Annotated in this window: 18 protein-coding genes; 5 read left to right on the forward strand and 13 right to left on the reverse strand. The window is 71.3% G+C overall.

Annotated elements, in window-relative coordinates:
- Window positions 1-71 precede the first annotated feature (71 nt).
- Window positions 72-758 (forward strand): D-lyxose/D-mannose family sugar isomerase, encoded by a 687-nt coding sequence (locus tag HND91_RS01180; RefSeq protein WP_181704685.1) that lies wholly within the window; start codon window positions 72-74, stop codon window positions 756-758.
- Between the two features lie 83 nt (window positions 759-841).
- Window positions 842-1,726 carry a dimethylarginine dimethylaminohydrolase family protein gene (locus HND91_RS01185; protein ID WP_181704686.1) on the forward strand — a complete coding sequence of 295 codons (885 nt, stop codon included), beginning with the start codon at window positions 842-844 and terminating at the stop codon, window positions 1,724-1,726.
- A gap of 22 nt (window positions 1,727-1,748) precedes the next feature.
- Here HND91_RS01185 and HND91_RS01190 read toward each other — a convergent pair whose 3' ends face one another.
- The 5 genes from HND91_RS01190 to HND91_RS01210 form a co-directional block, all read right to left on the reverse strand.
- Window positions 1,749-2,495, reverse strand: coding sequence for an amino acid ABC transporter ATP-binding protein (locus HND91_RS01190; RefSeq protein WP_181704687.1), 747 nt, complete (start codon window positions 2,493-2,495; stop codon window positions 1,749-1,751).
- Window positions 2,492-3,160: an amino acid ABC transporter permease gene (locus HND91_RS01195; protein WP_343057023.1), complete on the reverse strand. Its 669-nt coding sequence runs from the start codon at window positions 3,158-3,160 to the stop codon at window positions 2,492-2,494. Before HND91_RS01195 ends, HND91_RS01190 begins: the two co-directional genes overlap by 4 nt.
- A gap of 59 nt (window positions 3,161-3,219) precedes the next feature.
- Complete coding sequence (locus HND91_RS01200) at window positions 3,220-3,981, reverse strand: amino acid ABC transporter substrate-binding protein (protein ID WP_181704688.1); 762 nt, start codon at window positions 3,979-3,981, stop codon at window positions 3,220-3,222.
- A 128-nt stretch (window positions 3,982-4,109) separates the two neighbouring features.
- Window positions 4,110-5,201 carry a patatin-like phospholipase family protein gene (locus tag HND91_RS01205; protein WP_181704689.1) on the reverse strand — a complete coding sequence of 364 codons (1,092 nt, stop codon included), beginning with the start codon at window positions 5,199-5,201 and terminating at the stop codon, window positions 4,110-4,112.
- A gap of 80 nt (window positions 5,202-5,281) precedes the next feature.
- Complete coding sequence (locus tag HND91_RS01210) at window positions 5,282-6,127, reverse strand: SIR2 family protein (RefSeq protein WP_181704690.1); 846 nt, start codon at window positions 6,125-6,127, stop codon at window positions 5,282-5,284.
- Between the two features lie 172 nt (window positions 6,128-6,299).
- On the opposite strand from HND91_RS01210, the gene HND91_RS01215 reads away from it, so the two are divergent.
- The gene (locus tag HND91_RS01215) at window positions 6,300-6,476 is read left to right on the forward strand and encodes a hypothetical protein (protein ID WP_181704691.1); all 177 of its coding nucleotides are present in this window, start codon (window positions 6,300-6,302) and stop codon (window positions 6,474-6,476) included.
- A gap of 87 nt (window positions 6,477-6,563) precedes the next feature.
- Here HND91_RS01215 and HND91_RS01220 read toward each other — a convergent pair whose 3' ends face one another.
- From HND91_RS01220 to ccrA, 4 genes are all read right to left on the reverse strand, one after another.
- Window positions 6,564-7,325, reverse strand: a complete 762-nt coding sequence (locus HND91_RS01220) for an enoyl-CoA hydratase-related protein (RefSeq protein ID WP_181704692.1) — start codon at window positions 7,323-7,325, stop codon at window positions 6,564-6,566.
- A gap of 13 nt (window positions 7,326-7,338) precedes the next feature.
- Window positions 7,339-8,961, reverse strand: a complete 1,623-nt coding sequence (locus HND91_RS01225) for an acyl-CoA synthetase (RefSeq protein WP_181704693.1) — start codon at window positions 8,959-8,961, stop codon at window positions 7,339-7,341.
- Window positions 8,962-9,074: 113 nt separating this feature from the next.
- A complete protein-coding gene (locus HND91_RS01230; RefSeq protein WP_246329237.1) occupies window positions 9,075-9,980 on the reverse strand; it encodes a DMT family transporter in 906 nt (301 codons plus the stop codon).
- A 209-nt stretch (window positions 9,981-10,189) separates the two neighbouring features.
- The gene (gene ccrA / locus HND91_RS01235; RefSeq protein ID WP_181704694.1) at window positions 10,190-11,473 is read right to left on the reverse strand and encodes a crotonyl-CoA carboxylase/reductase; all 1,284 of its coding nucleotides are present in this window, start codon (window positions 11,471-11,473) and stop codon (window positions 10,190-10,192) included.
- Window positions 11,474-11,966: 493 nt separating this feature from the next.
- On the opposite strand from ccrA, the gene HND91_RS01240 reads away from it, so the two are divergent.
- Window positions 11,967-14,048, forward strand: a complete 2,082-nt coding sequence (locus HND91_RS01240; protein ID WP_181704695.1) for a protein meaA — start codon at window positions 11,967-11,969, stop codon at window positions 14,046-14,048.
- A 106-nt stretch (window positions 14,049-14,154) separates the two neighbouring features.
- Here HND91_RS01240 and HND91_RS01245 read toward each other — a convergent pair whose 3' ends face one another.
- The 3 genes from HND91_RS01245 to HND91_RS01255 all read right to left on the reverse strand — a co-directional run bounded on the left by HND91_RS01245 (window position 14,155) and on the right by HND91_RS01255 (window position 16,522).
- Window positions 14,155-14,652, reverse strand: coding sequence for a pyridoxamine 5'-phosphate oxidase family protein (locus HND91_RS01245; RefSeq protein WP_181704696.1), 498 nt, complete (start codon window positions 14,650-14,652; stop codon window positions 14,155-14,157).
- A gap of 78 nt (window positions 14,653-14,730) precedes the next feature.
- Entirely contained in the window at window positions 14,731-15,501 is a 771-nt protein-coding gene (locus HND91_RS01250) for an alpha/beta fold hydrolase (protein WP_210272528.1), read from the reverse strand.
- A gap of 34 nt (window positions 15,502-15,535) precedes the next feature.
- Entirely contained in the window at window positions 15,536-16,522 is a 987-nt protein-coding gene (locus tag HND91_RS01255) for an NAD(P)/FAD-dependent oxidoreductase (RefSeq protein ID WP_181704698.1), read from the reverse strand.
- A gap of 100 nt (window positions 16,523-16,622) precedes the next feature.
- Here HND91_RS01255 and HND91_RS01260 point away from each other — a divergent pair, with 100 nt between their 5' ends.
- Window positions 16,623-17,906: an FAD-binding domain-containing protein gene (locus HND91_RS01260; protein ID WP_181704699.1), complete on the forward strand. Its 1,284-nt coding sequence runs from the start codon at window positions 16,623-16,625 to the stop codon at window positions 17,904-17,906.
- Window positions 17,907-17,946: 40 nt separating this feature from the next.
- On the opposite strand, the gene pyc is transcribed toward HND91_RS01260, so the two are convergent.
- A complete protein-coding gene (pyc, locus tag HND91_RS01265; protein WP_343057027.1) occupies window positions 17,947-21,387 on the reverse strand; it encodes a pyruvate carboxylase in 3,441 nt (1,146 codons plus the stop codon).
- Window positions 21,388-21,398: the final 11 nt, after the last annotated feature.

The raw sequence follows: 21,398 nt of genomic DNA on the forward strand, positions 1-21,398 counted from the left end.
GCGGTTGCCTACACACGACGGCATGGACCGAGACCGGCGCGTCGAACCGGTCCGGCGAGAGGAAAGCCCCCATGAAGAGGTCCGAGATCAACGCCCACATCGCCCGCGCGGAAGCGGACTTCCGCCGCGCCGGGCTCGCCCTCCCGCCGTTCGCCGCCTGGACGGCGGACGACTGGGCCGCCGCCGGCGAGGCCGCCCGCGGCCTGGTGGACACCGGCTGCGGCTGGGACGTCACCGACTTCGGCGGCGGCGACTTCGCCCGCCGGGGCCTCCTCCTCTTCACCGCCCGCAACGGCCGGCCGGAGGGCGGCGACGGCAACCGGCCCTATGCGGAGAAGATCATGATCTCTCGCCGGGACCAGCTGACGCCCATGCACCGCCACGTCCACAAGGTGGAGGACATCATCAACCGGGCGAGCCTCGATGCGGGCGCCACCCTCGGCATCAAGCTGTTCGAGGCCGGCCCGGACGGCGCGATCGACAAGACCCGGGTGGTCGTCGCCCACCTGGACGGCCTCGTCCGCCACCTGGACCCCGGCACCGTCGTCCATCTCCGGCCGGGCGAGAGCATCACCCTCTTCCCCGGCACCTTCCACGCCTTCTGGGGCGAGGGCGGCGACGTGGTGATCGGCGAGGTGTCGTCGGTCAACGACGACGCCACCGACAACTATTTCGCCGAACCTCTGGACCGCTTCTCCTCCATCGAGGAGGACGAGCCCGTCACGCGGCCGCTCGTGAACGACCGCCGCCTGCCCTGAGCGGCGCGCCAGCCCTCGCCAGCCGCCGACGGATCGGCCGTCGTGCCGGTCCGCAGACCGCAAGACCAGGAACAGGTGACGCGATGACCGCCCCCGCGCCGAAGTGGACGATCGACAGCGAGACCGGCGTCCTCAGGGACGTCCTCCTCTGCCCGCCCGACTTCTACGAGTGGATCCCCACCAACGACATCGCCCGCAAGACGCTCGCGTCCGGCGGCGGCATGCCGGACGTGCAGGCGCTCCAGTCCCAGTTCCGCGAGCTCACCGACTGCCTGGAGAGCGCCGGCGTCACGTGCCACTACCTGACGCCCGAGCCGCAGCTGCCCTACCAGATCTACACCCGCGACTCCTCGCAGGTGACGCCCTTCGGCCCGGTTCTCACCCAGCTGTTCCGGCCCCAGCGCCGGGGCGAGATCGCCTCGGTGATCCGCTTCTACGAGGAGAGCGGCTGCCCCATCGTCCGCTACGCCTCGTCCGGCGCCGTGGAGGGCGGCGACATCCACATCATCCGACCGGGCGTGATGGCGATCGGCTACACGGGCGAGCGCACCACCGCGGAGGGCGCCGAGCAGTTCGCCGCCTGGTTCCGGGCCGACGGCTGGGACGTGCGCGTCATACCCTTCGCCGAGCACTTCCTCCACCTCGACGTGATCTTCTCCATGGTGACGGACGGCCTCGCCATCGCGTGCGTGGACGTGATCGACGACGAGCACCTGGACTGGTTCCGCGCCCACGGCATCCGCCTCCTGCCGGTCACCTACAAGGAGGCCATGGGCCAGATGGGCTGCAACGTGCTCGCCCTCGGCGGCGACCGGGTGGTTAGCCCCCGCCACTCCCGGCGCATCAACGACATGCTGAAGGCGGATGGCATCGCGGTCTACGAGCCCGACCTCAACCTCTTCTCCGCCGGCGGCGGCAGCGTCCACTGCATGACCATGCCGCTCCGGCGCGATCTCCTCGCCCGCTGACGGACGCGGGCCGGCGGCCCGCTCAGCCGCCCTGCCCGGCCAGGATCTTGCGCAGGAAGCCGCGGGTGCGCTCGTCGGAGGGATCGGAGAACAGCCGGCCCGGCGGTCCCTCCTCGACGATCCGGCCCCCGTCCATGAACACGACCCGGTCCGCCACGTCGCGGGCGAAGCTCATCTCGTGGGTCACCACCAGCATGGTCTGGTGGCTTTCCGCGAGGCTCTTCATCACGTCCAGCACCTCCTGCACCCATTCCGGGTCGAGCGACGACGTGGGTTCGTCGAAGAGGATGAGGTCGGCCTCGAGCGCCATCGCCCGGCCGATGCCCACCCGCTGCTGCTGGCCGCCCGAAAGCGCCGCCGGATAGGCGTCCGCCCGGTCTCCGAGGCCGACGCGGTCCAGGATGGCGCGCGCCCTCTCCAGCGCCTCGCGCTTCGGCACCTTCTTCACCACGATCAGGCCTTCGGCGATGTTCTGGAGCGCGGTCTTGTTGGCGAACAGCGCGTAGGATTGGAACACGAAGGCGGTGGCGCGGCGGAGCGCCAGGATCTCGGCCTTCGTCGCCGTGCGGGCGTCGACCGTCACGTCGCCCACCCGGACGATCCCGGCGTCCGGCCGTTCCAGGTAGTTGAAGCAGCGCAGGAGCGTCGACTTGCCGGTTCCGGACGGGCCGATCACGACCACGATCTCGCCGCGCCGGATCGACAGGTCCACCCCGTCGAGCACGGTCCGGTCGCCAAAGCGCTTGACGAGCCCCTCCACGGCGATCATCGGCGGTACGCCCGGCCGAGCGCCGTCTCCAGCCGGCGCTGGACCACGGAGAGCGCCTCCACCACCACCCAGTAGATCACCGCCACGGCCAGGAAAGCCTCCAGGTAACGGAAGCTGCCGGCCGCCTCCTTCTGGGTCGCGCCCATCAGTTCGGTGACCCCGAGCGTGAAGGCGAGGGAGGTCGATTTGATCATGTCGATGAAGTAGTTCATCAGCGTCGGCGCGGCCACCCGCGCGGCCTGCGGCAGCACGATCCGGCGCATCATCTGGCCCGTCGTCATGCCGACCGAGAGCGCCGCCTCGCTCTGGCTGCGGTCCACCCCCACGATCGCCGCCCGGATCGATTCCGCCATGTAGGCGGCAAAGTGCAGCGTCAGCCCCAGGATGGCGGCGGTGATGCCGTTGATGGCGAGGAGGAAGCCGATCACCTGCGGCAGGCCGTAGTAGAACAGGAACAGCTGCACCAGGAGCGGCGTGCCGCGGAAGAAGGAGATGAACAGCCGGACGACGAGGTCGAGCCCCGGCACCGCCAGCACCCGCACGATGGCGAGCAGGCAGGCGAGCACCAGGGCGAAGGCCATCGACGCCGTCGCGATCTGGAGCGTCAGCGGCAGGTAGCCGAGGAGGACGGGCATCAGCCCGATCATGTAGCCGACGTCGAACACCGGGACGGCGCTCCCCGCGTGGCGATCAAGGGGTGGTCAAGGAGTGGTCGGGAAGGCGGTCAGGGCGCGGTGGTGACGTCGATCCCCAGCCACTTCATGGAGATCTCCTTCAGCCGGCCGTTCTCCTTCAGCGTCGTGATCGCCCGGTCCACCCGGTCGCGGAGCGCGAGGCCGGCCTCGTCGTTGCGGAAGGGCAGCGCGTTCTCGATGGTGGAGAAGGGCTTTCCGGCGAGCTGCAGCGGCAGTCCCTTCTCCTTGATCACCTGGCTGGCGCTCACCCGGTCCATCACGAAGGCGTCCACGCGCCCGAGCGCGGTGTCCTGCTCGATGTTGCTCTCATAGGTGCGGATGTCGATCTCGCTGGCGTAGGGCAGCGCCTTCATGAGTTCCTCGAAATTGGACCCGAGGTTGACCGCCACCGAGCGCCCCTTGAGGGACTCCGGACCGGTAATCTCGTCGTTGCCCTGGCGCGTCACCACCTGGGCGCCGTCGTAGACGTAGGGCTGCGAGAAGGCGAAGCGGGCCTTCCGCTCGTCCGTGATGGTGATCTGGTTCGCCACCGTGTCGATCCGGCCCGCCTGCAGCGCGCCGATCAGGCCGGAGAAGCTCATGGTCTCGAACTGGATCTCGGCGCCGATCTCCTCGCCCACCGCCCGCATGAAGTCCACCTCGAAGCCCTTCAGTTCGTCCTGCTCCACGAAGGTGAACGGGAAATAGCCGCCGGACATGCCGACCCGGACGGTCTCGGCGGACGCCCCCGTGGCGGCGAGCGCGCCGGCGGCGGCGAGAAGGGCGGCGAGGGTGGAGCGGATGGTCGGCATGGGGTCGGGCCTTCCTGGAACAAAGGTCTCGGGGAGAAACGGGCTGCGGGTCAGGCCAGAAAGGGTCGGGGCCCGGCCTTTGTTCCCGCGCGCCGGTCAAGCTCGCGCCGTCGAGCCGGCCCGCGCCGTCAAGCCGCCGCCGCGCGCCCCTCCCGCACCCGCACCACCGTGAGGCCGGCCGCCCCGCCCGGCACCGCCAGCGCCGCCGCCATGTCCTGCCGGCCGCGGTCCCAGCGGGCGTCCAGCATGGCGCGCGAGAAGTCGAACATCTTCTCCGAGTAGGCCTCGCGGCCGTCGTTCCGATAGGCCATGTGCACCACCAGCCGGTCGCCCGTCACCGCCTCCCGGCGGGCCGCCTCGTCGTCGCCCGCGAGCCGCCCGATCAGCCGCCGCAACCGGTCCTCCCGGCCGGCCGCCTCCAGGATCGAAGCGGTCTGGCCGCCGAACAGAAGGTCGAGCCGCCGTTCGGCGGCGGCTCCGAGGCTCCCCGGCCGCGCCCCGTCCACCGCGAAGAGGTCGAGCACGAGGCAGCGCAGGTCGCGTCGGCGCGCCTGCGGGTCGCCCAGCACCAGGTGGAGTGGCGCGTTGTGCCGGAAGGCGCCGTCGCCGAGCACCCGGCCGGCCACGGCCACCGGCGCGAAGTCCGGCATCAGGCCGGACGCCGCGATCAGGTGGTCGGCCCCGATCCGGTCACCGGCGGCGGTGTCGAACACCACCTCCTCGCCGGTCGCCACGTCCACCGCAAGGAGGGTGAACCGCACCGCGCCGTCGTTCAGCCGGTCGAAGTCGACGGAGCGCTCCAGAAGCCGCCGGAGCGGCGCGTTGTCGTAGAGACTCGGCACGCCGCCGCTGTCCGTGGTCGGCGGCACGCGCGGGCGGAAGAGGCCCGGGTTGCCGGCGAGATGGGTCTGAGCCGCCGAGGCGAGGCCGAGCGCCCGCTCCATCCAGTCCGGCCCCGTCCAGCCGACCGCCGATGGCCGCGGCACCGGCGGGCTGAAGCTCGCCGCGTCCCAGAAGGCCTTCAGTCGCGCGGCCGCGTCCTCGCGCGGTCCGCCGAGGAGGATGGCCCCGTTGACGCCGCCGATCGAGGTGGCGGCGATCCAGGCCGGCCGCACCTGCGCCTCGGCCATCGCCTCCAGGGCGCCGCCCTGGTAGGCGCCGAGCGCGACGCCGCCGGCGAGCACCACCGTTTCCATCCGGCCTTCGGACGCTTCGGACATGACGGGCCTTTCCGTTCGAGGTTCACCCGGGCCGAAGCATCCGCCGCGCCCTTCGGTTCCGACCGTCCGGGCGGATGCGCTCAGTCGCCGGCCGCCTCCGCCACCGCGGCCGCCAGGTCCTCCAGGAAGCGCCGGAGCGCCTCGCCCGGATCGTCCCCTTCGCCGGACAGCACGGTGATCCCCCAGTGGCCGAGCACGGTCCGCTGCACCGGGTTGTCCTCGGGCAGGAACACGAAGGAGGGCGGCCGGTCCGCGTCGTGGCCGGACGTCCTCCACACCCGCCAGAGCTGGTAGAGCAGCATGCGGATGTTGATGTCCGACATGGAATAGCCGACGAACAGCAGCGTCCGCCCCAGCGCGTCCGCCTTCAGCTTCATGTCGAGCGGCCCCTCGAAGGCGAGCCGCTCGAAATAGTCGCTCTCGGCGAGCACCAGCGAGAGGTCGTCGTCGAAGTCGCCGTGGAACTTGACGATCTGCGTCACCGTGTCGAGCGCGCGGGAGATGTCCTTGGCGTTGGTGACCTTGGCGAACGGCCGGCCGTGGATCTGGTGGGCGACCTCCAGGTTGCGGTCGAAGTTCGTCGTGTAGATCAGCGGAAAGCCGAGCGACACGATCAGCCGGTGGATCTCGGACCCGGCCACCGCCTCGGTCGAGACAGACCAGTGCCGGTCCATCCAGCTCCGCAGCGGCCCGATCGCGCCCTGGCGGATGCGGTAGTATTCGGCGAGCGTGTGGTAGCCGGTGCCGCCGCCGAGCCGGGCGAGCGTCGGGTCCACGCCCGCCTCCGCTGCCATGTATTCGATGAGGTCGGCCCAGGACGGCAGGCCGACCGCCATGGAGACGCCCGCGCCCGCGAACAGGATGCAGCGCCGGTCGCGGATCGCCGCCGCTAGGGTCGTGAGGTCTGCTCTTTGGGCCGTCGCCATCGGGTCCGTCGCCTTTTCGCTCCCGAACAGCCGGAACGGGCCGCCGTTCCCGCCGCGACGCCGGGACGCTCGCCGACCTCGTCCGGGCGGGCCGGAACGGGAGCGGACGACGGGGGTTAGCCTTCAGGCAGGCCCGGCTCACCGCCGGGTCGGACAGGAAAGGACCACGCACATGGCCGAATCCAACCAGCAGGGCACCATGGGCCAGGCTCTCCGCAAGGACATGGAGCACGACAAGGAGCTGGATACCGTCAAGGGCCAGAAGCCGGCCGGCAAGTCCGGCGGCGGCCAGGGGTCCGGCGCGGACAACGCCGGCGGGTCGAAGTCCGACCAGAGCCGCAGCGGTTGACGCACGGCTGTCGCGGCTGGCCGACGGTTTCGCCCGTCGGCCGCCGTCCCGCGAACCGGCCGGCCGCCCGGGCCGGCCGCGCGGCGCTCACGACCTGCCGAGGAAGCCGTCGATGAGGCGGCCGGTCTCGGCGAGGTCCATGTTCTCGGCCATGCGCCGGCCGGCGAGGTCGTAGGCGTCCGCGACGGCGAGCCCCGCCTGATCGCGGACGAGCCGCTTGCCGAGTTCCACCGCCGCCGGCGGTTTGCGGGCGATCAGCCCCGCCGCCTCGTCCACGGCGCCGTCGAGGTCGGCCGCCGGCACGGTCGCGCTCACGAGCCCGATGGCCGCCGCCCGCTCCGCCGGGATCAGCCGCCCGGTGAAGAGCAGGTCGAGCGCCTGCTTCGGCGCCACGGCCCGGGTCAGCGCCACGGACGGCGTCGAGCAGAAGAGGCCGAGGTTGATGCCGCTGACGCCGAACTTCGCTCCCTCCGCCGCATAGGCGAGGTCGCAGGTCGCCACCAGCTGGCACCCGGCGGCCACCGCCGCCCCCTGCACCTTGGCGATCACCGGCACCCGGCAGGCAGCGATCCGCTGCATCATGGCCGAGCAGCGGGCGAACAGCGCCTCCCGGGCCGCCTGGTCCGGCAGGTCGCGCACCTCCGCCAGATCGTGCCCGGCTGAGAAGATCCGCCCCTTGGCGGCGATCACCAGCACCCGCACCGCCGGGTCCGCGTCCGCCGCCTGGATCGCGCCGTCGAGCGCCTCGATCATGGCGGCCGAGAGCACGTTCGCCCGGTCCGGCCGGTTCAGCGTCAGCGTCGCCACGCCGTCCGCCACGGCGACGGTCACGTGCGGTTCCTCGGTCATGGCTTCCATCGGCCTAGCCCTTCACCTGGTCGCGCAGCTTGAACTTCTGGATCTTGCCCGTGGACGTGCGCGGCAGTTCGGAGAACACCACGTGGCGCGGCGCCTTGTAGTGGGCGAGGTTCTCCCGGCACCAGGCGATCAGCTCCTCGGCGGTCGCGGTCGCGCCGGGCTTCAGCTCCACGAAGGCGCAGGGCGTCTCGCCCCACTTCTCGTCGGGCTTGGCCACCACGGCGGCGCTCGCCACCGCCGGATGCTTGTAGAGCACGTCCTCCACCTCGATGGACGAGATGTTCTCGCCGCCGGAGATGATGATGTCCTTGGACCGGTCCTTCAGCTGCAGGTAGCCGTCCGGGTGCTTCACGCCGAGGTCGCCGGAGTGGAACCAGCCGCCCGCGAAGGCCTCGCCCGTGGCCTTGGCGTTCTTCAGGTAGCCCTTCATCACCACGTTGCCGCGGAACATCACCTCGCCGATGGTCGCGCCGTCCGCCGGCACCGGCGTCATGGTCTCCGGGTCCATCACGTCCAGGCCGTCGAGCAGCAGGTAGCGAACGCCCTGCCGGGCCTTGCGGGTCGCCCATTCGGAGGCGCCGAGCGCGTCCCAGTCGCTGTTCCACTCGTTCACCACCGCCGGCCCGTAGGTCTCGGTCAGGCCGTAGAGGTGGGTCACCGCGAAGCCGGCCGCCTTCATGGCGGCGAGCACCGCCTCCGGCGGCGGCGCGGCGGCGGTGAGGAAGGTCACCGGCACGGTCACGGGCCGCTTCTCCTCCTCCTTGGCGCCGAGGATGATCGACATCACGATCGGCGCGCCGGACATGTGCGTCACGCCGTGCTCCGCGATCGCATCATAGATCGGCGCCGCCCGCACCGCCCTCAGGCACACGTGGGTGCCGGCCACCGCCGACACCGACCAGGGGAAGCACCAGCCGTTGCAGTGGAACATCGGCAGGGTCCAGAGATAGACCGCGTGCTTCGGCATGGCGCAGGTCACCACGTTGCCGAGAGCCAGCAGGTGCGCGCCCCGGTGGTGGTAGACCACGCCCTTCGGGTTCGACGTGGTGCCGGAGGTGTAGTTGAGGCTGATGGCGTCCCACTCGTCGGCCGGCGCGGCCGTGAAGGCCTCGTCGCCCTCGTCAAGCAGCGCCTCGTAGTCGAGCGCGCCGAGCCGCGCGCCCGTCTGGGCGAACTCCGGATCGTCGTAGTCGATGACCAGCGGCTTCACGGTGGCTATCGACAGCGCCTCCGCGATCACGGCGGAGAACTCCCGGTCGGTGATCAGCACCTTCGCCTCGCCGTGGTCGAGGATGAAGGCGAGCGTCGCGGCGTCCAGCCGGGTGTTCAGCGTGTTCAGCACCGCCCCGCAGAGCGGCACGCCGTAGTGGCACTCGATCATCGCCGGCGTGTTGGCCAGCATCACCGCCACCGTGTCGCCCCGGCCGAGGCCACGCGCCTTCAGGGCCGAGCCCAGCCGGTGGGCCCGGGCGCGCAGGTCGCGGTAGGTCTGGCGCAGGCGCCCGTGCACGATCGCAACCCGGTCCGGGTAGACGTCCGCCGCCCGCTCCAGGAAGGTCAGGGGCGTCAGCGGCTGATGGTTCGCAGGGTTCTTGTCGAGGCCGACGTCGTAGATCGTGGTCGCCATGCACGCCCTCCCAGCCGAAGCGGCTTGTTCCGATGTGCGGCGATTTGGTCGGCTCGGGCCGGGGAAGTCCAGACCCCCTTTGGATTAGATCCCCCGGACCGCGCCTCGTCGGATCAGGCCTTGCCCTTGCGCGTCGCCACCCGCACCGCCGCCACCACCAGCACGGTGCCGACGATCTGCACCGGCTGCAGCGTCTCGCCGAAGGCGATCCAGGCGAAGAAGGCCGTGGTCGGCGGCACCAGGTAGAAGAGCGTCGCCACCGACGACACCGCGCCCCGGCGCATCAGCCACAGCATCAGGAGCACCGCCCCGATGGAGAGCACCAGCACCAGCCAGCCGGTCACGAGCGCCAGCTGCATCGAGGGCACGTAGGCGAAGCCTTCGGAGGCGGCCATCGGCACCACCACCAGCGCCGCGCCCACGAACTGCAGCGCCGTCCCCGGCACCAGCGCGCCGCCGGCGCCGGTCCGCTTGCTGTAGACGGTGCCGAACGCGATCGCCGCCACCGCGCCGAGCGCCACCGCCGCCACCACGGGATCGACCGAGTCGATCCCGGTCAGCTTCGGCGCCAGCACCAGGGCGATGCCCGCAAGGCCGAGCACGAGGCCGGCGAGATGCGCGCCCGTCAGCCGCTCGCCGAGGAGCAGGCGGGCGAACAGCGCCGTCAGCACCGGCTGGAGCCCCACCACGAGGCCGGAAAGGCCCGCCGGCAGGCCGTGCTTCACCGCCCAGAAGATGCCGCCGAGATAGACGCCGTGGATGAGCGCGCCCGCCACCATGGCGTGGACGGCGGCCCGGCCGCGCGGCCACTCGGCCCCGAGAAGCAGCGAAAGCCCGGCGAGGATCGGCACCACCAGGGCCATCCGGAGCGCCAGCAACGAGAACGGCCCGGCCACCGGCGCGCCGAACTTGGCGGCGATGAAGCCCGTCGACCAGAGCGCCACGAACACCAGCGGCGCCGCGCGCACCAGCGGCGGGTCCTTCGAAACGGTGAGGACGGGCGATGCGGTCTCGGCCAAGATGTCCTCCGCGGCGGCAGGCCTTGAGGTCCGTGGGTGATCCAGCACCGTCTATGCGGGCCCGCCCGGCCGGACAATGCCGAAATCCGACAAGGTGCTTCGCCGAAGACCGCTCGCCCGCCGGCCCGGCGGACCCGTCCGCCCCTCCCAGCCGAATGAAAAAGGCGGCCCCGGAGGGCCGCCTCGAACCGTCGCGTCGCCGTGCGCCGTCAGCGGGCGGCGCTCGCCTCCAGCACGTCCTCGTAGGTCACGAGGCCGGCCTTCGGGGCGCTGACGAGCACCGCCATGTTGCCGGGCGCGTGCTCGTTCCGCCACATCTTCATGTGCGCCGCCGGGATCTGGTCCCAGGCGAACACTTCCGACATGCACGGGTCCACCCGGCGGTCGAGCACGAAGCGGTTGGCCTCGGACGCCTGCTTCAGGTGGGCGAAGTGCGAGCCCTGGATGCGCTTCTGGTGCATCCAGACGTAGCGGGCGTCGAAGGTGATGTTGAATCCGGTGGTGCCGGCGCAGAACACCACCATGCCGCCGCGCTTCACCACGAAGGACGACACCGGGAAGGTGCTCTCGCCCGGGTGCTCGAACACGATGTCGACGTTGTTGCCCTTGCCGGTGATGTCCCAGATGGCCTTGCCGAACTTGCGCGCCTCGGCGAACCAGGTGTCGTACTCGGGCGAGCCGACCGTCGGCAGCTGGCCCCAGCACTTGAAGTCCTTGCGGTTGATCACGCCCTTGGCGCCGAGGCTCATCACGTAGTCGCGCTTGCTCTCGTCGGAGATCACCCCGATGGCGTTGGCGCCGACGGCCGCGCAGATCTGCACGGCGAACACGCCGAGGCCGCCCGAGGCGCCCCAGACGAGCACGTTCTGGCCCGGCTTCAAGGTGTGCGGCGCGTGGCCGTAGAGCATGCGGTAGGCGGTGGCGAGCGTCAGCGTGTAGGACGCGGCCTCCTCCCAGGTCAGGTGCTTGGGCCGCGCCAGCAGCTGGCGGCTCTGCACCCGGCAGAACTGCGCGAACGAGCCGTCGCCCGTCTCGTAGCCCCAGATGCGCTGGGTCGGCGACAGCATCGGGTCGCCGCCGTTGCATTCCTCGTCGTCGCCGGCGTCCTGGTTGCAGTGCACAACCACCTCGTCGCCCACCTTCCAGCGGGTGACCTTGGAGCCGACCGCCCAGACGATGCCGGAGGCGTCCGACCCGGCGATGTGGAAGGGCTGCTTGTGACCGTCGAAGGGCGAGATCGGCTTGCCGAGCGAGGCCCAGACGCCGTTGTAGTTGATGCCGGCCGCCATCACGAGCACCAGCACCTCGTTGCTGTCGATCTCCCAGGTCGGGACGACTTCCAGCTGCATGGCCGTGTCCGGCGGGCCGTGCCGCTCGCGGCGGATCGCCCAGGCCCACATCTTCGACGGCACGTGGCCGAGCGGCGGGATCTCGCCGACGTCGTAGAGGTCCTTCAGAGGGGGCTCGACGGCCTTGGATTGCACCGCGGTCATGACGTTTCCTTTCCTCGTTCGGGCCGGTCGCGCTCTTTTCCTGTCGCGCCTCTGCCGGATTGGACACGACGGCCACGCTCCTCCGGCGCCGTCATGCTGCACTGCGATGATCTTGGGTGACCCGTCCGGGATGCACCATACGACCTTCTGCGGATCCGGCCGGAGGTCTCCCGCCGGCGGCCCATCCGCCAACACATGCCCGAGACGCCCGCCAACCACCCACCAGTATTTTCTGAACGGCGCTTCAACGGAATTTCCGCCGCCCGGAAAAGCCGGGAAACCGCGGCCCGTCGCGCCGGATCCGCCCCGGACCCGCGACTTTTGGCCGGGTTCCTGCCGGATCGAACGGGCCTGTAGAGTGCGCTGCGAGAAGACCCGGACCCGAACCGCCCGTCAGGCCCAGCGACCGAGCGTCGCGGCGCCCGGGCGGACCGGCACCGGACATCCCGCGGCGGTCGGCGGCCCCGCGCGGCACCCTTTGGAGGAGAGCACGATGGCTGAGACGACCCCGACCGGGCCGGCGACCCCCCCACGCGGCCCCGTCAGTTCCGCCCCCCTCAGCTCCGGTTCGGCCAGCCCCGCCTCCGGCGCGGGCGCGCCGGTTAAGCGCGACCAGCCCTGGATCATCCGCACCTACGCGGGCCATTCCACGGCCGCCGCGTCCAACGCGCTCTACCGCTCCAACCTCGCCAAAGGCCAGACCGGGCTCTCCGTCGCCTTCGATCTTCCCACCCAGACCGGCTACGACCCGGACGACGTGCTCGCCCGCGGCGAGGTCGGCAAGGTCGGCGTGCCGATCGCCCACCTGGGCGACATGCGCCGCCTGTTCGACCAGATCCCGCTGGAGCGGATGAACACGTCGATGACCATCAACGCCACGGCCGCCTGGCTGCTGGCGCTCTACGTGGCGGTGGCGGACGAGCAGGGGGCGGACCGGGCCAAGCTCAACGGCACCACCCAGAACGACATCATCAAGGAATACCTGTCCCGCGGCACCTACGTGTTCGCGCCGACACCCTCCATCCGGCTCACCACCGACATCATCGCCTGGACCTACACGGCGATGCCCAAGTGGAACCCGATGAACGTGTGCAGCTACCACCTGCAGGAGGCTGGCGCCACGCCGGTGCAGGAGCTCGCCTTCGCGCTCGCCACCGCCTGCTCCATCCTGGACGGCATGAAGGCCTCCGGCGCCATCCCCGACGCGGAGTTCCCCCAGGCGGTCGCCCGCATCTCCTTCTTCGTCAACGCGGGCATGCGCTTCATCACCGAGATCGCCAAGATGCGGGCGTTCACCGAGCTCTGGGACGAGATCCTGGAGAGCCGCTACGGCGTCACCGACCCGAAGCTCCGCCGCTTCCGCTACGGCGTCCAGGTCAATTCCCTCGGCCTCACCGAGCCGCAGCCGGAGAACAACGTCACCCGCATCCTGATCGAGATGCTGGCGGTCGTCCTCTCCAAGGGCGCCCGCGCCCGCGCCGTCCAGCTGCCCGCCTGGAACGAGGCCCTCGGCCTGCCGCGGCCGTGGGACCAGCAGTGGTCGCTCCGGATGCAGCAGATCATGGCCTTCGAGACCGATCTCCTGGAGCACGAGGACATCTTCGACGGCTCCACCGTGATGACCGCCAAGGTGGAAGGCCTGAAGGCGGAGGCCCGCGAGGAGCTCGACAGGATCCAGGCCATGGGCGGCGCCGTCGCGGCCGTCGAGAGCGGCTACATGAAGCGGGCGCTGGTGGAGAGCAACACCCGCCGCCTCGCCGGCATCGAGAGCGGCGAGCAGGTGGTGGTCGGCGTCAACAAGTTCACCGAGACGGAGCCCTCCCCGCTCGCCGCCGGCGCCGACGGCGGCATCCTCACCGTGCCGGAGCACGTGGAAGAGGAGGCCGTGGAGGCCGTGAAGGCCTGGCGGTCCGGCCGCGACCAGAAGGCGGTCGAGGCGGCCCTGGAGGCGCTCCGCAGCGCCGCCGCCGAGGGGCGCAACATCATGGAGCCGTCCATCGCGGCCGCCAAGGCCGGCGTCACCACCGGCGAGTGGGGCCGGACGCTGCGCCAGGTGTTCGGCGAATATCGCGCCCCCACCGGCGTCGGCGCCGCCGCGTCGGCCTCCGCCGGCGAGATCGAGGCGGTGCGCGCCGCCGTGGACGCCCTGTCGGACGCCCTCGGCCGGCGCCTGAAGTTCCTGGTCGGCAAGCCGGGCCTCGACGGCCACTCCAACGGCGCCGAGCAGATCGCCGTCCGGGCCCGCGACTGCGGCATGGAGGTGGTCTATGAAGGCATCCGCCTGACGCCCGCCGAGATCGTCAACGCGGCCCTCGAAGAGTCCGTCCACGTGGTCGGCCTCTCCATCCTCTCCGGCAGCCACGTGCCGCTGGTGCGCGAAGTGATGGCCCGCATGCGCGAGAACGGCCTCGACGACGTGCCCGTGGTGGTCGGCGGCATCATCCCGCCCGACGACGCGGAGGCCCTCAAGGCCATGGGCGTCGCCGCCGTCTACACGCCGAAGGACTTCCAGCTCACCGACATCATGGCCGATATCGTCCGCATCGTCGGCACGGGCCTCAAGCAGGCTGCGTGAGGCGGGCTCGACCAGGTCTTGAACGCGAACCGGCGGCCGATCCCTCGGGAACGGCCGCCGGTTTTCCGTTCGGCAGGGTCGCGGTGCGGCCCGTCCGGCTTTTCGCTCAGAACGTCACCTTGCCCACGTCGCCCGGGTGCGGGCGCTCGCCGGTGAGGGCGGCCTTCACGTAGCCGTAGGCGTGCACCAGGGTGCTGGACGGGCTGTCCCAATAGGCGGCGCTGTCCACCTGCACGCGGATGAGCGCGATGTTCGGGTCGTCCTTGCCGCCCGGGAACCAGGTGCGCATGCTCTCCTGCCACAGCTGGTCGATGGTGCCCTTGTCCACCACGATGGAGGCCGTGCCGTCCACCGACACGTAGGTCTGGCTGTCCCAGTCGGCGTAGGTGAGCAGCACCCGGTGGTCGCCTTCCAGCTGGTCCACCTTGTGGCTCCGCTTGTCGGTGAAGAACCAGAGCACGCCGTCGAACTCCTGCTGCGTCGCCACCATCGGGCGCGCATGCATGTGGTCGCCGCCGGCATGGGTGGCCATCATGGCGACCTTCACCTTGCGGATCAGGTCCCAGATCTTCTGCTTGGACTCGGCGTCGGTCTTCTGGTCCATCACGTCCTCCGGTGTTGCTTTCCGAAGGGTATGACGCGTCAGGTCCGGTGAAGTTCCGCGCCGCCGCCGGCCTCTCCGTCAGTCGCCGCGGATCTGGTCGGCGATCAGGCGGGCCACCTCCCGGTGCGCCTCCAGGTGCGGCATGTGGCCGACCCCGTCGAACCGGTGCACCGCGACGACGCCCGGCAGCCCGTCCGCCTGGTGAACGGGCAGGATGCGGTCCTGCCGGCCCCAGATCACCTTCACGGGCGCGTCCAGGTCGCCGAGCGCGGCCCGGTCCACGGTCTTCTGCCGCGTCCCGTCCAGGATGGCCTCCGCCACCGCGGCCAGCACCTCCGACCGCCGGGACTCCTTCCGGCTCTCGGCGATCTGCCCCGCCATCCGGCGGGACGGCGGGCGGTCGAAGCCGAAGAACTGGTCGAGGAGCGGCGCGATCTCCGCCTCGCTCCGGGCGATCGCGAACGCCCTCAAGGTCCGGTGCGCGATCTCGGCCCCGAACCCGCCCGGCGCCACCAGCGTCAGGCTCGCGATCCGCTCCGGGGACCGGAGCGCGATCAGGCTCGCCACCGCACCGCCCATGGAGTGGCCGACGAGGTGCACGCGCCTCAGCCCCAGGGCGTCGAGGCTCGCCGCCACCGCCTTGGCGCTAAGGCCCGCGTGGCCCACCTCCGGCCAGTCCAGCGCCCGCCCGTGGCCGGGCAGGTCGAACGCCACCGTCAGCCGACGCCGCGACAGCGCCAGCTGCACGTTGGTCCAGCCGAGCGCATCGCCGGCGAAGCCGTGGAGGAGCACGACCGGGGGCCGGTCGTCGGCGATCCCGTGGTCGCTATGGGGCAGCACGTCGGGCATGCGCATCCTGGTCCGGGGGAAAGCGGGCGGGCCGTCAGCCGTGGGCGGCCTGCAGGGTGCGGGCGATCAGCGCGTCGGCGAGCCCGTCGCCGGAGGCCCAGGCGCTCTCCACCCGCGGGGCGATCAGCCAGTCGCCGCAGACGCCGATCCGCCCGTCCGGCGACAAAAGGAAAGTCTCGCCCACCGCCTTCTCGACGAGGGCGTAGCGCCACCGATGCACCGCCTCGTGGGTGCGGGCCGGCATCGGCCCCACGGCCTCCTCCAGAAGACGCAGGAGTTCGTCCCGGATGCTCTCCGCGTCCTGCTCCAGGTGCTCGCGCGACCAGGCCGGGTTGGCCTGCGCCACGATCGTCTCGCCCTGGCGGCCGGGCTTCGTTCCGCTGCAGGCGATCCACTGCAGCGGGCCGCGGTCGCGGGCGACGTCGAAGCCCGGGTCGAACGGCGCCGAGAGGGCGAGGATCAGCGTCCAGCAGGGCGCCATGGCGGCATCGGCGATGCGCTCGAACGGCGCTCCGAACGGCCTCACCAGGGCGGCCGCCTGCGGGGCCGGAACCGCCACCACCACCCGGTCGAAACCGGGCGCGGAGGTGCCATCCTCGAAGCTCAGGGTCAGCGCGCCCTCCATCTGGTGGATGGCCGTCACGCGCTTCTCGTTCGTCACCGTGTAGCCGTCCACCAGCGCGGTCACGAGCCCGCTCATCCCCGGCATTCCGACCAGCCAGTCGTCCTCGCCGTCCTTGCCGCGCGGCGCCCAGGAGGCTGCCGCCCCCTCCAGCTTGGCCCGCGCCACCCAGGCCTTGAAGGCCGGCTCGCGGGCGGTGAAGTATTGCGCGCCGTGGTCGACGCTCGCGCCCTCGACGCGGCGGGTCGCGAGCCGGCCGCCGAGCCCCCGGCTCTTCTCGAACACCGAGATGGCGGCGCCCGCCTTGGCGAGCTTGCGCGCCGCCGTCAGGCCGGCGATGCCGGCGCCCACCACCGCCACCGCGATGCCGTCGAGTGGTCTCAGATCATTGTCGGCCATGCGGGCTCCCCGGACGAGACGCGTGTTGGACGGGACGCGCTCCGACCCCGCCCTATATAGGCCGTCGGTGCCGCCCGTCTCCCCACCCCTTAAGTGCAGCATGATGGACGTCTTGGACAACAGCCTTGTTTTCCCCGCCACCCGCGCCGAGGGCCTCGCCCGCCTGCGCGCCTTCCTGCCCCGGGCCGGCCAGTCCTACGCCAAGGAGCGAAACCACGACCGGGGCGACGCGGAACCGTCCGCCGTATCGCGCCTCTCCCCCTACATCCGCCACCGGTTGATTCTGGAGGAGGAGGTGATCCGTCCGGCCTTCGTGCGCCACGGTCCCCGGCACTCCGCCCGCTTCGTCGAGGAGGTGATGTGGCGCACCTACTGGAAGGGCTGGCTGGAGCTCCGCCCGGACGCCTTCCTGCGCTACGAGGCCGATCTCGTGACGGCGGTGGAGCGGCTCCAGGCCGACGCCGCGCTGTCTCGCGACTACGAGGCCGCCGTCGCCGGCCGCACCGGCATCGACGCCTTCGACGCCTTCGCCCGGTCCCTCGCCGCCGACGGCTGGCTCCACAACCACGCCCGCATGTGGTTCGCGTCGATCTGGATCTTCACCCTGCGGCTGCCCTGGGAGCTCGGCGCCGACCTCTTCCTGCGGTCCCTTGTGGACGCGGACCCCGCCTCCAACACGCTCTCCTGGCGCTGGGTCGCCGGGCTCCAGACCAAGGGCAAGACCTATCTGGCCACCGCCGACAACATCGCCGCCTTCACGGGAGGCCGGTTCCGGCCGGAAGGCCTCGCCACCCGCGCCGAGCCGCTCGAGGAGGCGCCCCTGCCTCCCCCGCGCGGCCTGCCGGCCGCCGATCTCGCGCCGGCCGCCGACGGCGCGCCGCGCCTGCGCCCCGCCGACAGGGTCGGCCTCCTGGTGACCGAGGAGGATTGTCTCGCCGAAGCGCTGGGGCTCGATGGCGACGCGGTGGCGGCGATCGCCGCCGTGGCGCATCCCGGCGCCCGGGCTCGCGCCGGCTTCGGCGAGACCGGCGCCGCCGCCCGCGCCTTCCTGTCCGGCGCCCTCGACGACGCCCTCGCCCGCGCGGCCGCGACCGCCCCGGCCGCTTCGGCCGTTCGCCTGCCGGACGACGCGGATGCCGCCGCCGTCGCAGACTGGGCGGTCGCTCACGATCTGGAGGCGCTCGTCACCGCCTACGCCCCGGTCGGCCCGGTCGCCGCCTGGCTCGACCAGGCCCGCGCCGCCCTCGGCGACGCCGGCATCCCGCTCCTCACGGCCCGCCGCGCCTGGGACACCCGCGCCTGGCCCCTCGCCACCAAGGGCTATTTCGCCTTCCGGGAAAGCATCCCGAAGCTCCTGGACCAGGCCGGCATCCGGGCGGATTGAGAGCCGGCGGAGGCGCCGAAGCGATCGGCGCCGCCTCCCCTCACCCCGCGTAGACCAGCAGCAGGTCCTTGGCGTCGATCTGCGCGCCGCGGTTCGCCACCACCTCGGCGATGGTGCCGTCCCGCTCCGCGTGAATGGACGTCTCCATCTTCATGGCTTCAATGGAGAGGAGCACGTCGCCCGCCTTCACGGCCTGGCCGGCCTTCACCGCCAGGGTGGAGACGACGCCCGGCATGGGGGCGGCCACATGGTTGGGGTTGCCCTCCTCGGCCTTGCGGCGCACGCCCTTGCCGGCGGCGGCGAGGCTGCGGTCCGGCACCTTCACCATGCGGGGCTGGCCGTTGAGTTCGAAGAAGACGCGCACCATGCCGTCGTCGTCCGCCTCGCCGATCGCCTGGCAGATCACCACCAGCGACTTGCCCTTCTCCAGCTCCACCGACAATTCCTCGCCGGGCGTCATGCCGTAGAAGTAGACGGGGGTAGGCAGGGCCGACGTCGGGCCGTAGGTCTCCCGCGCCTTGGCGAAGTCGGAGAAGACCTTCGGGTACATGAGGTAGGAGGCGAGGTCCTCGTCCGTCGGCGTCGCGCCGATCTTCTGGGCGAGGTCCACCCGCACCGAATCGAGGTCCGCCGGCGGCAGCAGCGAGCCCGGCCGCACGGTGATCGGCTCCTCGCCCTTCAGGATCTTGCGCTGCAGGTCCGCCGGCCAGCCGCCCGGGGGCTGGCCGAGGTCGCCCTTGAACATCTGCACCACCGAATCCGGGAAGGCCACGTCCTTGCCCGGGTCGGTCACATCCTCCGGCTTCAGGCCGGACGCCACCATCAGGAGCGCCATGTCGCCCACCACCTTGGACGACGGCGTCACCTTCACGATGTCGCCGAACAGGCGGTTCACGTCCGCATAGGTCTGCGCCACCTCGTGCCAGCGGGACTCCAGGCCCAGCGAGCGGGCCTGTTCCTTGAGGTTGGTGAACTGGCCGCCGGGCATCTCGTGGAGGTAGACCTCCGAAGCCGGTCCCTTGAGGTCGCTCTCGAACGCCGCGTACACCTGCCGGACGGACTCCCAGTAGAAGGAGATCCGCCGGATGGCGTCCTGGTCGAGCCCGGTGTCGCGGGCGCTTCCCTCCAGGGCCGCCACGATGGAGCCGAGGCAGGGCTGCGACGTGGTGCCCGAGAAGGCGTCCATGGCGGCGTCGATGGCGTCCACCCCCTCGTCCACCGCGGCGAGCACGCTCGCCGCCGCGATGCCCGAGGTGTCGTGGGTGTGGAAGTGGAGCGGCAGGTCGGTCGCGTCGCGCAGCGCCCGGAACAGCACGCGCGCGGCGCTGGGCTTCAGGAGGCCGGCCATGTCCTTGATGCCGATCACGTGGGCGCCGGCCCGCTCCAGTTCCTTGGCGAGCGACACGTAGTACTTCAGGTCGTACTTGGCCCGGTCCGGATCGAGGATGTCGCCCGTGTAGCAGATCGCCGCCTCGCACACCTTGTCGGCGTCGAGCACCGCGTCCATGGCGACGCGCATGTTCTCCACCCAGTTCAGGCAGTCGAACACCCGGAACACGTCCACCCCGCTGTCGGCCGCCTGGCGAACGAAGTAGCGGACCACGTTGTCCGGATAGTTGGTGTAGCCGACGCCGTTCGATCCGCGCAGCAGCATCTGCAGCAGGAGGTTCGGCGCCCGGTCGCGCACCAGGGCGAGGCGCTCCCACGGGTCCTCGGTCAGGAAGCGCATGGCGACGTCGAAGGTCGCGCCGCCCCAGCACTCCAGCGAGAACAGCCCCGGCAGGGAGCGGGCGTAGGCCTCGGCCACCGCCGCCACGTCATAGGTGCGCATGCGCGTGGCGAGCAGCGACTGGTGGCCGTCGCGCATGGTGGTGTCGGTCACCAGCACCCGGCTCTGCTCGCGCATCCACCGGGCCAGCGCCTTCGGGCCACGCGCCTTCAGGAGGTCGCGGGTGCCGGGCTGGATCGACGTCTTGAAGGTCGGGGCCTCCGGCCGGGCGAGCGCGGCGGGCTTCGCCCGCTTGCGGGTCTCCGGATGGCCGTTCACCGTCACGTCGGCGATGTAGGTGAGGAGCTTGGTCGCCCGGTCGCGGCGCTTCACCTGGACGAACAGCTCCGGCGTCTCGTCGATGAAGCGCGTGGTGTAGCGGTTCGCCTGGAATTTCGGGTGGCTGATGATGTTGTCGAGGAAGGTCAGGTTGGTCGCAACGCCGCGGATGCGGAACTCGCGCAGCGCCCGCTGCATCCTGAGGATCGCCTCCTCGGGCGACGGCGCCCAGGCGGTCAGCTTCTCCAGAAGCGGGTCGTAGTAGCGGGTGATGAAGGCGCCCGCGTAGGCGGTGCCGCCGTCGAGCCGGATGCCGAAGCCGGTCGGCGCCCGGTAGGCGGTGATCCGGCCGTAGTCCGGAATGAAGGTCTGCTCCGGATCCTCGGTGGTGATGCGGCACTGCAGGGCGTGCCCGTTGAGGACGATTGCCTCCTGCGCCGGCACGCCCGACTCCGGCGTGCCGATCTTCGCCCCTTCCAGGATGTGGATCTGAGCCTTGACGATGTCGATGCCCGTCACCTCCTCGGTGACGGTGTGCTCCACCTGGATGCGCGGGTTCACCTCGATGAAGTAGAAGGCGCCGGTGTCGGCGTCCATCAGGAACTCCACGGTGCCGGCGCCGTAGTAGTTCGTCGCGTGGCCGATCTTCACCGCGTGGGCGGTCAGGTCCGCCCGCTGGGCGTCGGTCAGGTAGGGCGCCGGCGCGCGCTCCACCACCTTCTGGTGCCGCCGCTGGACCGAGCAGTCACGCTCGAACAGGTGCACCACCTGGCCGTGCTTGTCGCCGAGGATCTGCACCTCCACATGGCGCGCCCGCTCGACGAGCTTCTCCAGGTAGACCTCGTCCTTGCCGAAAGCCGCCTTGGCCTCTCGCTTGGCGGTCGTCACCTCCTTCAGCAGGGTCGCCTCGTCGCGGATCACCCGCATGCCGCGGCCGCCGCCGCCCCAGGAGGCCTTCAGCATCACCGGATAGCCGATGCGCCGCGCCTCCGCCTTCACCACCTCCATGTCGTCCGGCAGCGGGTCGGTCGCCGGCATCACCGGCACGCCGGCCGAGATGGCGAGGTTGCGGGCCGCCACCTTGTTGCCGAGCTGGCGCATGGTCTCGGGTGACGGGCCGATGAAGATGATGCCGGCCTCCGCGCAGGCCTCGGCGAACTCCGGGCTCTCCGACAGCAGGCCGTAGCCCGGGTGGATGGCGTCGGCGCCGCTCTCCTGGGCGACGCGGATCACGTCCGGGATGCTCAGATAGGCCTCGATGGGCCCCAGCCCCTTGCCGATCTGGTAGGCCTCGTCCGCCTTGAACCGGTGCAGGGCGAGCTTGTCCTCCTCGGCGAACACCGCCACGGTCTGAAGGCCGAGTTCGTTGGCCGCCCGGAAGACGCGGATCGCGATCTCGGAGCGGTTGGCGACGAGCAACTTCTTGATTGGCACTCTTGGCCCCC

The organism is Chthonobacter rhizosphaerae, from assembly GCF_013839525.1.
In the GTDB taxonomy this organism is placed as follows: Bacteria; Pseudomonadota; Alphaproteobacteria; order Rhizobiales; family Pleomorphomonadaceae; genus Chthonobacter; species Chthonobacter rhizosphaerae.